Source organism: Nocardia salmonicida NBRC 13393 (genome assembly GCF_001613085.1).
In the GTDB taxonomy this organism is placed as follows: domain Bacteria; phylum Actinomycetota; class Actinomycetes; order Mycobacteriales; family Mycobacteriaceae; genus Nocardia; species Nocardia salmonicida.
Window position 1 is genome coordinate 105,851 of sequence record NZ_BDBR01000037.1, and the last position, 11,836, is coordinate 117,686.

Genomic DNA, 11,836 nt, shown 5'->3' on the forward strand with positions numbered 1-11,836 from the left:
CCCGCTCAACGAGTTCCGACTGCGGCACGCGATGACTTCGCGGGCCGGCCGGGAGCGGTGACGATGCCGAAGGCGATCAGGCTGTCGGCGGTATCGCGGACGGTGTCCTCGATCGGGCGCATGGTCCAGCCGAGTTCGCGGCGGGCCTTGTCCGCGCTGACGTGTTCGGTGCGACCGAGGACCGGCACCGTCAAGCGGACACCCTTGTCGAACACGGCGACGAGGCGGATCACCCAGTTCGGCAGCACGCGCGTCGGAACACGGAAGCCCTCGGCGGCGTAGTCGCGGGCCAGCAGGCGAGCCAACTCCCCCATCCACAGGGGATCGGTCGCACAGATGTATCGATTGCCCGCGGCCTCGGGCACTTCCATCGCCAGCCGGTGTGCGACGGCGAGATCGCGGACATCGACGGGGGTCCAGCCGGTTTTCACCGAACCCGGCACATCGCGAGCCAGCAGGCGGCGGACCGGCTCGTGGGAGGTGCTGGTCCTGGCTTCGAGCAGCGGGCCGAGGATCATGCCGGGGTTGACCACCACCAGTTCTAGACCGGTTGCGGCGGGCAGGGATTCGACGAACTCCCAGGCCGCCCGCTCGGCGAGGGTCTTGCTCTTCTGGTAGGCGGGGATGCGGTCGACCACCGACCAGTCGTCCTCGGTGCGTACCTTGTCCACGTCGTGGCCGTAGGCGACGGCGGCGACCGAGGACGTGAGCACGACGCGTCGAACACCGGCGGCCGCCGCGGCGCGCAGCACGCGCAGGGTGCCCTGTACCGCGGGTTCGATCAGGTCCTGCTCGTTGTCGGGCGGGGTGGCGGGGAACGGTGACGCGACGTGGAGCACGGTGTCGCAACCCGCGACCGCCGCGGCCCAGCCCGCGTCGTCGCCGAGGGAGGCCGCGACGAATTCCAGGTCACCACCGGTGCGGCGCGCGAGCTCGGTGAGGTGGGCGCGGGTGGCGTGCGCGGCGAGATCGCGCACGGTGGCGCGGACGGCGTAGCCGTGGTCGAGGAGTTCGGCGATGCAGTGGCCGGCGACGAAACCTGTCGCGCCGGTGACGAGTACCCGAGTGGTCATGGTGGTCATCCATTCCGTCGATTCGGTGGAGAGTGCATCTAAGCGATGCTCAATTAATCTAAACACTGCATAGATTTCCTGTCCAGTGCCAATTCCGGCCCGAGTCTCGCCTACCCTCGTGAGGGTGAAGCGCACCAGTTACCACCACGGCGACCTGCGCGCCACGCTGATGGACGCCTCCCTGAGCCTGATCGAGAGCGAGGGCTTGGCCGCGGTGAGCCTGCGCCGCGTCGCCAGGGAGGCCGGGGTCAGCAGCGGCGCGCCCTATCACCATTTCGCCGACCGCGCCGCGCTGCTCTCGGCGCTGTCGATCGACGGCTTCCAGCAGTTGGCCTCCTACATGAGAACCGCCAGGGCGACGACGCCCGACCCGCTGGCGGCCATCACCGAACTCGGTGCGGCCTACGTGCGGTTCTCCCGCGATCACCCCGCCCAGTTCCGGCTGATGTTCCGCCCCGAACTGTCCCAACCGGAAAAGCACCCCGACGCCCACGTGGCCGGTGACGCCGCCTTCAACGTCCTGGTCGACACCGTCGCCGAATGCGTCGCGGTCGGCGCCGTCCCCGCCGACCGCGCCGAAACCCTCGCCGTCGCCTGGTGGGGGCTGGCCCACGGATTGGCGTCGCTGTGGCTCGACGGTCATCTCGAAAAGCGCAGCGAACAAATGGGCACCCACGCGCCCGAGCTCGTCGACACGATCATGCACACATTCACCGCGCTGATCACCCCGGGCCCGCCACGCGCCTGACGCACCGACGATATTCCGCCGAACCGGCGCGCGCGCTGCCCTAGAGTGGTTACGACCGTGTTTGTCGATGCGTAGCCGATTCGAGCAGGAGGCCCGATGTCTGGCACCGCGAAACTCGATCCCGTGATCGAGGCGTTCGTCGACGCGCTCAACGCGCAGGACACCGACCAGTTCTACGGCGTGCTCACCGAGGACGCCACGATGTCCGATGACGGCGTCGAACGCAATCTCGCGCAGTGGACCGAGGCCGAGATCTTCAGCAGCAACGGACATCTCGTCGTGGACACAGTCGACTCCGAAGACGGCCTCGCACTCACCGCCGACTACACCAACAGCCGGGGGGGTTCGATGCGAACCACCTGGCAGTTCGTCCTGCGCGACGGGCTGATCAGCCGATTCGAAACAGGACAGGCGTGAGCGACGATCTCCTGCTGACACCGCGTTACGGCACAGCCGCACTCTCCGATCTACTCCCTTCGGTACTGACCTGCCTCGGCGCGCCCGGCGACACCGACCGGCTCGGCCTCGAGCTCGATGTCGACCGGGTCTGCGTCCTGCTCGTCGACGGACTCGGCGCGCAAGCCCTGGCCGCCGAATCCGCTGCCGCGCCGTTCCTGACGGGCCTGCCCGAGGTCACCCTCGACGCCGGTTTCCCCAGCACCACGGCAACGAGCTTGACCACCCTCGGCACCGGACTGCCGTCGGGCGAGCACGGCATCGTCGGCTACAGCATGCGGCTGCCCGGCGAGGAGCGCCTGTTCAATTCGTTGCGCTGGCAACTCATCGGCGCCGGCGCCAAGGTGGAGGCGCTCACCGCCTTCCCACCTGACCGAATTCAACCGCACCGCACCATCTTCGAGCGGGCCACCGACGCGGGCATCGCCGCCGTACAGGTAGCGCCGAGCTATCAGGACGGCTCCGGCCTGACCCTGGCCGGGTGGCGCGGCGGCGGATTCCGCACGGCCTTCTCGGTCGGCGATCTCGTCGACGGCGTTCTGACGGCCCTCATCTCCGCACCGAAAACCCTTGTCTACACCTATCACTCGGAACTCGACACCACCGGTCACGCCCGCGGACCCGCCAGCCGCGCGTGGCGGTTCGAGCTCGCCAATGTCGACCGGATCGCCGCCGAGATCGCCTCCCGTCTGCCCGCGCGCTCGGCGCTCGTCGTCACCGCCGATCACGGCATGGTCGAACTCGTCGAACGCATCGACTTCGACACCCACCCGCATCTGTCGAACAACGTGCTGGCACTGGGCGGTGAACCGCGCGCCCGCCACGTCTACACCGACGACCGCGCCGCGGTCGCCGACACCTGGCGAGGCGTGCTCGGCGCCGGGTTCCTGGTCCGCACCCGCGAGGAAGCGATCGACGCGGGCTGGTTCGGCCCGATCCTCACCCGCGACGCCGCCGCACGCATCGGCGATCTCGTCGTGGTCGCCTGCGGCGACGGCGGTGTCGTGCGGTCCGGCGCCGAACCGCTGCAATCGATCATGGTCGGCCACCACGGCTCACTCACCGCCGCCGAACTGCGGGTTCCCCTGCGGATCCACCGCGCCTGAGTACCACCACCTAAGCTGTCCCCGACGCGCAGGCGCGCGCTGTGAACCATTCCAGGAGGAAACATGGCTGCCAACACCCGAACCGGCGCCGTCGCGGTGGGCGTCGCGGTGCTGGCGGCCCTGGCCACCGGCTGCACCGAGGTCGAGCGGGCGCTCAACCAGGGTGGCGAAACCAGCTGCCGCGACTACGTCAACCAGGACGCGAACACCAAGCGGATCACCATCACCAAGGCGATCAAGCAGCAGACCGGCAACGACAACGAGCCAGCGGGCACCGTGGTCGATTCGATGATCGTGCAGGTCGACCTGCTGTGCGCGACCCAGCGCAATGTCGACACTCCGATCAAGAACGCCGACATCGCCGGGATCTTTCTGAACAAGTAGTCGCCCGTCAAGCCGACACGACAGGTCAGTGGCAGGTGACCTGGCCGTCCTCGGCACAAACGTTCCCACGGCGGCGGCACAGCTGATAGACAGTAAGCGCCACACCCGTTCTCGTCGCTGGAACGGTGCGTCACCGACGAGCAGGGAGTGAACGTGGGCGAAGACCTGGGACGAGCCCGACCAGACGCCCGCGACAATCCGATCGCCGGCCCACACCGGCCCGAACGGCTCTCGGACTACCGCGTCGAGCTCGAGAAACAGTGGAGCCGTCTGGCGGCACCCTCACGCCCACTGACCCTGCCCCGCGACACCGGCGCCGTGCGCAACGATGTCGCCAAATCCTGGCAGCGCTCACTGCACACCGTAGACCCCGCCACCGAAGTCGCGCCCGGATTCAACGACATCAGCGACCGCTGGTCGGAATCCCCGCTGCGCAGGCCCGTCACCGAACTCGCGGGCCAGCTGCGCGGAATGGCCGAGGAATCGGGCTATCTCGCCGTCGTCAGTGACGAATCGGGCACCATCTTGTGGACCGCGGGCGACCGTACGCTGCGCCGCCAAGGGGAAGCGGTGAACTTCGCGCCGGGCGGGGTCTGGGACGAAAGCCATATGGGCACCAACGGGTTATCGCTTGCCCTGCACGACGACCGGGCTGTCACCGTGTTCTCCGCGGAGCATCTCGTCGCAGCGTTGCACGGCTGGGTCTGCTACTCCGCGCCGATCCACGGCCCCGACGGTCGAACGGTGGGTGTGCTCGATCTGTCCTCGACCTGGGAACGCTCGCATCCGATGGTGATGACCTCGGTCCGCGCGCTCGTCACCGCCGTGGAGACGATGCTACGTGCGGAAGCACCGACGCCCGCGCCGGGTGTGCGGCTCGAATGCCTGGGCGCGGCAAGGCTTTTGCGCGACGGCCGCCCGGTACCGCTGCCGCCACGCCAACTCGAGATCCTGGCTCTGCTGGCGCTCGAACCCGACGGCTACACCCCCGAACAGCTCCACGCCGCGGTCTACGGTGAGCGGGCGGTGTCGCTGAACACGCTCAAAGCCGATGTGTCGCACCTGCGCCGCGCCACCCGCGGCGAGATCGCGAACCGGCGCTACATGCTCACCGGCGCGGTGTCCTGCGACGCGGTGGATCTGCTGGCGGCCATCGAGGGCGGCGACCTCACCTCGGCGCTGTGGCTGTATCGCGGGCCGCTGCTGCCCGGTTCGGATCTGCCCGGCGTCGAACAGTGGCGCGCTCACCTCGACGTCGGTATCCGCAATGCCGTGCTGGGCAGCGACCGTCCCGAGCACGCGGTCGCGTTCGGGCAGCGGTGCCCCGGCGATGTCGCCGTGCACGAGCATGCCCTGCGGCTACTGCCGCGAGACGACGTCCGCCGCGCCGTGGTTACGGCCCGACTTTTCACCGCACGCCAAGGCTGACCTGCGCGAATACCGTCACCAACCTCGTACCAACCTTCGCCGACCATAGTGTGGGGCACCACGCAGAGGTCGCGAGGAGCGAGGCGCATGATCTACGGCAAACCCGGATCGGACACCGGCATAGTCAGCTATGCCGCCCGATACGACAACTTCATCGGAGGTGATTGGTCTCCCCCTGTCGAAGGGCGCTATTTCGACAACACCTCACCGGTCGACGGTGAGACCTTCTGCGCGGTGGCCCGCTCCACCGCCGCCGATATCGACATGGCGCTCGAGGCCGCGCACCGCGCCACCGAGCGCTGGGCCGCGATCTCGGTCACCGAGCGCTCCGACATCCTGCTCAAGATCGCCGACCGGATCGAGAACAGTCTCGAACCGCTGGCGGTGGCCGAAACCTGGGACAACGGCAAACCGGTTCGCGAGACCCTCGCCGCCGACCTCCCCCTGGCCATCGATCACTTCCGCTATTTCGCGGGAGTGCTTCGCGCCCAAGAGGGATCGCTGTCGCAGATCGACGCCGATACCGTCGCCTATCACTTCCACGAACCGCTCGGAGTGGTCGGGCAGATCATTCCGTGGAACTTCCCGATCCTGATGGCTGCCTGGAAACTCGCCCCCGCGTTGGCGGCGGGCAACTGCGTGGTGATCAAACCGGCCGAGCAGACTCCGGCGTCGCTGCTGCTCGTCGTCGAACTCATCGCCGATCTGCTGCCCGACGGAGTTCTCAACGTGGTCAACGGTTTCGGCGTCGAGGCGGGCAAACCGCTGGCGCAGAGCCCGCGCGTGGCCAAGATCGCCTTCACCGGGGAGACCACCACCGGACGGCTGATCATGCAGTACGCCAGCGAGAACATCATTCCGGTCACCCTCGAACTCGGCGGCAAGAGCCCCAACATCTTCCTACCCGATGTGATGGCCGCCGACGACGACTATCTCGACAAATGCGTCGAGGGGTTCGTCATGTTCGCCCTGAACCAGGGCGAGGTGTGCACGTGCCCGTCGCGCGCGCTGATCCACTCATCGATCTACGACGAGTTCCTCGCCCGCGCCATCGCCCGCACCGAGGCCATCGTGTCCGGTCATCCGCTCGACACCGAGACGATGATCGGCGCACAGGCCGGCAACGACCAGTACGAGAAGATTCTGTCCTATTTCGACATCGGCAGAGCCGAAGGCGCCCGCGTGCTCACTGGAGGGGAAGCACGCAAGGTCGACGGTCTACCGGGTGGGTACTACATCGAACCCACCGTCTTCGAGGGTGACAACACGATGCGGATCTTCCAGGAGGAGATCTTCGGCCCGGTCGTCGCGGTCACCCGCTTCGATACCGTCGACGAAGCGATCCGCATCGCCAACGGCACTCTCTACGGTCTCGGTGCGGGCGTGTGGACCCGCGATATCAACACCGCCCATCGACTCGGCCGCGGCATCAAGGCGGGCCGGGTCTGGACCAACTGCTACCACGCCTACCCCGCCCACGCCGCGTTCGGTGGCTACAAGAAGTCGGGATTCGGCCGGGAGAACCACGCGATGATGCTCGGGCACTACCAGCAGACCAAGAACCTGCTGGTCAGTTATTCGACGACGAGACTCGGGATGTTCTGATGCAGAATCGAATCCACCGTGTGGAGATCACCGAGCGCGCCCAGACCCTGCTCCGCCGCCTCATCGAGGACAACGGCCCGGTGCTGTTCCGCCAGGCCGGCGATGGCTGCGACGACGACAGCGCACCGGTGTGCCTGTCGGCCAAGCAGTTCCCGATCGAGAAGGCCGACATCCTGCTCGGCCGACTCAGCTGGCACACCGAATTCTGGATCAGCGCGGCACAGTTCGAATGCTGGAAAGATACCCACCTCACCGTCGATGTGACGCGCGGTGAGGCCGCCGAGGATTCGCTCGAGGCCGGTCAGGGCATGCGATTCGTGTTGCGCGCCAGGCTGCTGACCGCGGCGGAGAACGCGGCGCTGGCGGCCGGGCCGCCACCGCGAACGGGCGCCGACCGTACCCTGTAGCGGCACCCCCGAAAACCTGACCTGGCAGCATCTTTCCCGGCGCTGCCAGGTCGCGGCGAGCCCCCGCCGACTGGGCCATCGCGGCTCAGCCGGCGGGGCGAGCTCGCCGTTTTTTCGTCTTCGACCCATATAGCAAATGCTTTCCCGCGCAAACCAAATCGCGTCTCGCTCACCGAGACACACACGACAACACTGCAACGATTCCGTTACGTTATGGCGATGTTCTTAGCGAGACTCGGTGTGCGCACCCGGATTCTGGCGATTGCTCTCATCCCGAGTTTGACTCTGGTGGTGGTCGGCGTCGGTACGGCGGGCTACCTGGTCGAGCAGAGCAACAAGGCCAAGTCATGGGCCGTGCAGTTGCAGGATGCCGCCGTTCCGGCCCGCGAGCTGATCGAGGCGGTCCAATCCGAGCGCCACCTCACCCTGGCCCACATCGCAGGCGACGAGACCGCCGCGCTCGGGCTACCCGCCGCGCGCACGCGTATGGACAGCGCCTTTCGTGGGCTCATCGCCGCCGGTGAGAACCTGCGCGCGATCGATGATTCCAATATCGGCAACGACAAGGCCGGCTTCGCCACTCTCGGCACGCATCTGGACGGGGTGCGCAAAGGCGCCGATGCCCGCATGCTGCCGATCACGGATGCCTACCTGTTCTACAACTCGCTGCTCAACGTGATCATCCAGGGCACCAAGGTCGCCGAGCGCGCGGCGCCCGACGCGGTCGTCGCGAGCGGTGTGTCCGAGGGACTGCGCTTGCTCGGTGCCGCCGAGGCGATGTCCCGAAGCAATGCGGTCGCCACGGCGATGGTGGCCTCGGACGGTGTCTCGGCCATCCCGCTCGACGAGTTCACCAACCAGAGCGGTCTCTACCACGGTGAAATCGCCAACCTGGCAGCCGGACTCGACGAACCAGAGCGCGGCGCCGTCGTCGCTCTGACGACTACCGGGCACTGGCAGCAGCTCACCACGATGGAATCCGCTCTCGTGCAGCGTTTCGCGGTGTCGGCGGCCGGCCAGGCGAGCACCAGCTCGACCAGCAAGGCCCCCACGCCCGCCGCGCTGCCGATGGCGATACCCGAATGGCAGAATGCCGCGGCCGAGGTCAACCGCAGCCTGCTCGACTCCTACAAGAGCTACAACGACCACGTCCAGGAGCTCGCCGAGGACTCCGCGCGCAAGGCCGAGACGAACGCCGCGCTGGCAGGCGGCGGCGTGCTCGCGCTCAGTGTGCTCGTCTTCCTCGTCGCGGTGGTCCTGGCCAACCGGATCATCCGCCGCCTGCGCCGCCTGCGCACCGCGACCCTGCAACTCGCCGACGAGCAGCTGCCAGCCACCATGCGCACCCTGCGCGACGGCGGCGAGGTCGACCCGGCACACACCGCCCCCACCCTCGACTTCGGGCACGACGAGATCGGTCAGGTCGCCAAGGCCTTCGAGCATGCCGCCGCGGCGGCGATCGGTGCCGCTGTCGACGAGGCCCGCACGCGGGAGGGTGTGCGCGCGGTGTTCCTCAATATCGCCCACCGCAGCCAGATCGTGGTGCACCGCCAGCTCGAGATCCTCGATGAAGCCGAACGCCGCCAAGAGGATCCGGCACTGCTGGAGACGCTGTTCCGGCTCGACCACCTGGCCACCCGCGAACGCCGCAACGCCGAGAACCTGATCATCCTCGGCGGCGGTCGACCGGGTCGCCAGTGGCGTCAGCCGGTGCCCGTGATGGACGTGGTGCGCAGCGCCATCGGCGAAACGCTGGACTACGCGCGCGTGCGGGTCACCAAGCTGCCCGATGTCAACGTCGTCGGCACTGTCGTGGCCGACCTCGTGCACCTGCTCGCCGAGCTCGTCGACAACGCCACCGCGTTCTCCCCGCCGCAGTCGCGGGTCGAGGCAGGCGGCAATGTCGTCGGCAAGGGGGTGGTCGTCGAGATCACCGACCAGGGCATGGGCATGAGCGACGACGACCTGGTCCGCTACAACACCATGCTGGCCGATCCGCCGGACTTCGGTGTCGGCACGCTGTCCTCGGACTCGCGCCTCGGCCTGTTCGTGGTCGCCCGGCTGGCCCTGGCACACGGTGTGTCGGTGCGGCTAAGCGAATCCGATTACGGCGGCATCCGTGCCATCGTGCTGATCCCCCAGCAGTTGCTGGCGGGCGAGGCCGATTCGGCGGGCACGCCGCCCACGACGACCGGCCCGCTGCGGCGTGGTCTGCCCGCACCGCAGGAATCATCGGCACCGGTCGCCGCCCTCGAAGCGGCTCCGGCACCTGTCGCGACCTTGGTCGCCGACCCGCCGACCCCGCGTCCGATGGCGCCGGCCCCGGCGGCGCCCCCCGTGCAGAACCCGCGCTACGACACCGGCTCCGACGACCGTCCCGCACTGCCGCGGCGCAGCAGGCAGACGAATCTGGCACCCGAACTCACCGAGCCGGCCGCCGAGGCGCCACGCGCACCCGAGCGTCCCCGCTCCGCAGAACAGGCGCGCGACATCATGTCCGCGATCGAGAACGGCACCCGCCAGGGTCGCAAGCAACAGACCACATCGAATCAGGACGAACAGGAAGGCTGAGGTGAACTCTTCCCCCGGTGATCTCAACTGGCTACTCGACGATCTCGTCGACCGGCTGGCAGGGGTCCGCTACGCGGTTGTGCTGTCCACCGACGGACTGCTGCTCGGACGCTCCTCGCAGATGAAGCGTGAAGATGCCGAACACTTCGCAGCCATGTCCTCGACTCTCTACGGTCTCGCGCGCAGCGCGGGTAGCCGGTTCGACGGTGGCGGCGTGCGCCAGGCGGTGATCGAGCTCGATCGAGCGGTGCTCTTCGTCACCTCCGCAGGCGAAAACGCCTGCCTGGCACTGCAAGCCAACGAGTCGGCCAATCTCGGCATGGTCGCCTACGAAATGAATCTCACCGTGCAGCGGGTCGGCAGTTATCTGTCGACGGAGCCGCGGCACGGGCATGCGCAGCTATAGAAAGTTTCGACAATGACTCGACTCGGCGATCCGTGGTTCGACGACGCGGCCGGACCCCTGGTCCGGCCGTACGCGGTGACCCGCGGCCGCACCATGGGTGCGGCGCACGACCTGGACATGCTCACGGTGGTGGTAGCAGTGCATCCCGCCCCCACCCTGCGCAAACCAGAACCCGAGTACACGACGATCGCACAGTTGTGCAAGCGTCCGCAGTCGGTGGCCGAGGTCTCGGCCGTGCTGAAACTGCCTCTGGCGGTGACCAAGATCCTCGTCGGTGATCTCATCGCCGAGGGCCACCTCATCTTCCGGGCTCCGGTATCGGCCGAGGCCGGTGCCGGTGACCTCAACATATTGCGAGCGGTTCTGGATGGCATCCGAAAACTTTGACCCGACGTCCGCAGGCGACCAGCACATGGCCGCCTCGGTCAAAATCCTCATCGCCGGCGGCTTCGGCGTCGGCAAGACCACCATGGTCGGCGCGATCAGCGAGATCGCGCCGCTGCGGACCGAAGAGCTGATCACCGAGGTCAGCACCGGGGTCGACGATCTGTCGGGCGTGGAGCAGAAGCACACGACCACAGTCGCGCTGGACTTCGGTCGCATCACCATCGACCGGGATCTGGTGCTGTACCTGTTCGGTACGCCCGGACAGGACCGCTTCTGGTTCCTGTGGGACGAGCTGTGCCGTGGCGCCCTCGGCGCGATCGTGCTCGCCGACACCCGGCGGTTGAGCAACTCGTTCGCGGCGGTCGACTTCTTCGAGCGGCGCGGCTTGCCGTTCCTGATCGCGGTGAACTGCTTCGACGGTGCGCCGCGCTACACGGTCGAGGAGGTGCGTGACGCGCTGGACCTCGACCCGAACACACCGGTGATCCTGTGCGACGCGCGCGATCGGCCCTCGGCCAAGGCGGTGCTGACGCACCTGGTCGAGTACCTGATCGATCGCGCCGCACGCACTCCCGTCGCCACCTGAGCGGCTAGGCCGAGCCCGGCGCGGCGACTGCCCGCTCCGCGGCTCGGCTGGTCTGCTCCCATGCCGACCAGGTGGCCATCTTGGCTCGCGCGAGGTCGAAGGCCAAGTCGTACACCAACCTTCGGCCCACTGTGCCTCCAACTGTGCGCGCAGCGGGGCGTAGGCCTCGATCGGTGTGGTGTTCGCCATCGCCGAATACAGGCCGGTCCAGTACCCGCCCGGTTGCAGAATGCTCACGCGCGCACCGAATTCCGCGGCTTCCATCGCCAGGGCCTCGCTCATGCCCTCCAGCGCGAATTTGCTCGCGGCGTACATTCCCGACAGCGGGAACCCGGCCAGTCCGCCGATGCTGGAGACCTGCACGATGTGCCCGCCACGCTGGGCACGGAGGTGCGGAAGCACCGCCTGGCTCACCCAGAGCGCGCCGAAGAAGTTGACCTCCATCTGCGCACGGGCTTCGGTTTCGGTGAATTCCTCGATCATGCCCATCGACAGAGTGCCCGCGTTGTTGACCACGATGTCGAGACGACCGAAGTGCGCGACGGCGGCATCGACGGCCTCGTGTACCGCACCGCGATCGGTGACGTCGAGTGGCAACGGCAGGACCCGGCCCGGATGGGCGGCGGCGAGTTCGTCGAGTGCGGATCCGGTGCGCGCGGCGGCGGCGACCCGGTCCCCC

13 protein-coding genes and 1 pseudogene are annotated in these 11,836 nt (G+C 67.9%); 11 read left to right on the forward strand and 3 right to left on the reverse strand.

The window, feature by feature from the left end; all coding sequences use genetic code 11:
- Positions 1–5 precede the first annotated feature (5 nt).
- Entirely contained in the window at positions 6–1,073 is a 1,068-nt protein-coding gene (locus tag NS1_RS29525) for an NAD-dependent epimerase/dehydratase family protein (protein WP_062989747.1), read from the reverse strand.
- Positions 1,074–1,197: 124 nt separating this feature from the next.
- On the opposite strand from NS1_RS29525, the gene NS1_RS29530 reads away from it, so the two are divergent.
- The 11 genes from NS1_RS29530 to NS1_RS29580 all read left to right on the forward strand — a co-directional run bounded on the left by NS1_RS29530 (position 1,198) and on the right by NS1_RS29580 (position 11,157).
- The gene (locus tag NS1_RS29530; protein WP_062989702.1) at positions 1,198–1,821 is read left to right on the forward strand and encodes a TetR/AcrR family transcriptional regulator; all 624 of its coding nucleotides are present in this window, start codon (positions 1,198–1,200) and stop codon (positions 1,819–1,821) included.
- A gap of 96 nt (positions 1,822–1,917) precedes the next feature.
- Positions 1,918–2,238 (forward strand): nuclear transport factor 2-like protein, encoded by a 321-nt coding sequence (locus NS1_RS29535; RefSeq protein ID WP_062989705.1) that lies wholly within the window; start codon positions 1,918–1,920, stop codon positions 2,236–2,238.
- Positions 2,235–3,383, forward strand: coding sequence for an alkaline phosphatase family protein (locus NS1_RS29540; protein WP_084504616.1), 1,149 nt, complete (start codon positions 2,235–2,237; stop codon positions 3,381–3,383). Before NS1_RS29535 ends, NS1_RS29540 begins: the two co-directional genes overlap by 4 nt.
- Before the next feature lie 63 nt (positions 3,384–3,446).
- Entirely contained in the window at positions 3,447–3,767 is a 321-nt protein-coding gene (locus tag NS1_RS29545; RefSeq protein WP_056809722.1) for a hypothetical protein, read from the forward strand.
- Between the two features lie 153 nt (positions 3,768–3,920).
- Positions 3,921–5,195 (forward strand): transcriptional regulator, encoded by a 1,275-nt coding sequence (locus NS1_RS29550; RefSeq protein WP_255284743.1) that lies wholly within the window; start codon positions 3,921–3,923, stop codon positions 5,193–5,195.
- An 87-nt stretch (positions 5,196–5,282) separates the two neighbouring features.
- On the forward strand, positions 5,283–6,800 hold the full coding sequence (gene exaC, locus NS1_RS29555) for an acetaldehyde dehydrogenase ExaC (RefSeq protein WP_062989707.1): 1,518 nt from the start codon (positions 5,283–5,285) through the stop codon (positions 6,798–6,800).
- A complete protein-coding gene (locus tag NS1_RS29560; protein WP_056809726.1) occupies positions 6,800–7,207 on the forward strand; it encodes a DUF779 domain-containing protein in 408 nt (135 codons plus the stop codon). Before exaC ends, NS1_RS29560 begins: the two co-directional genes overlap by 1 nt.
- Before the next feature lie 219 nt (positions 7,208–7,426).
- Entirely contained in the window at positions 7,427–9,778 is a 2,352-nt protein-coding gene (locus NS1_RS29565) for a sensor histidine kinase (RefSeq protein WP_063816305.1), read from the forward strand.
- A 1-nt stretch (position 9,779) separates the two neighbouring features.
- On the forward strand, positions 9,780–10,184 hold the full coding sequence (locus NS1_RS29570; protein ID WP_056809728.1) for a roadblock/LC7 domain-containing protein: 405 nt from the start codon (positions 9,780–9,782) through the stop codon (positions 10,182–10,184).
- Positions 10,185–10,196: 12 nt separating this feature from the next.
- On the forward strand, positions 10,197–10,571 hold the full coding sequence (locus tag NS1_RS29575) for a DUF742 domain-containing protein (protein WP_056809730.1): 375 nt from the start codon (positions 10,197–10,199) through the stop codon (positions 10,569–10,571).
- Complete coding sequence (locus tag NS1_RS29580) at positions 10,552–11,157, forward strand: GTP-binding protein (RefSeq protein ID WP_062989711.1); 606 nt, start codon at positions 10,552–10,554, stop codon at positions 11,155–11,157. The genes NS1_RS29575 and NS1_RS29580 overlap by 20 nt, the downstream gene beginning before the upstream one ends.
- Positions 11,158–11,161: 4 nt before the next feature.
- On the opposite strand, the gene NS1_RS41925 is transcribed toward NS1_RS29580, so the two are convergent.
- The gene (locus tag NS1_RS41925) at positions 11,162–11,287 is read right to left on the reverse strand and encodes a hypothetical protein (RefSeq protein ID WP_255284744.1); all 126 of its coding nucleotides are present in this window, start codon (positions 11,285–11,287) and stop codon (positions 11,162–11,164) included.
- Between the two features lie 83 nt (positions 11,288–11,370).
- Positions 11,371–11,836 (reverse strand): annotated as a pseudogene (locus tag NS1_RS39465) (SDR family NAD(P)-dependent oxidoreductase); the annotation flags it as partial.

Coding starts and splice junctions, on each gene's coding strand:
- NS1_RS29525 (WP_062989747.1), bottom strand. CDS start 1,073: ATGACCACTCGGGTACTCGTCACCGGCGCGACAGGTTTCGTCGCCGGC.
- NS1_RS29535 (WP_062989705.1), top strand. CDS start 1,918: ATGTCTGGCACCGCGAAACTCGATCCCGTGATCGAGGCGTTCGTCGAC.
- NS1_RS29560 (WP_056809726.1), top strand. CDS start 6,800: ATGCAGAATCGAATCCACCGTGTGGAGATCACCGAGCGCGCCCAGACC.
- NS1_RS29545 (WP_056809722.1), top strand. CDS start 3,447: ATGGCTGCCAACACCCGAACCGGCGCCGTCGCGGTGGGCGTCGCGGTG.
- NS1_RS29575 (WP_056809730.1), top strand. CDS start 10,197: ATGACTCGACTCGGCGATCCGTGGTTCGACGACGCGGCCGGACCCCTG.
- exaC (WP_062989707.1), top strand. CDS start 5,283: ATGATCTACGGCAAACCCGGATCGGACACCGGCATAGTCAGCTATGCC.
- NS1_RS29580 (WP_062989711.1), top strand. CDS start 10,552: ATGGCATCCGAAAACTTTGACCCGACGTCCGCAGGCGACCAGCACATG.
- NS1_RS29565 (WP_063816305.1), top strand. CDS start 7,427: ATGTTCTTAGCGAGACTCGGTGTGCGCACCCGGATTCTGGCGATTGCT.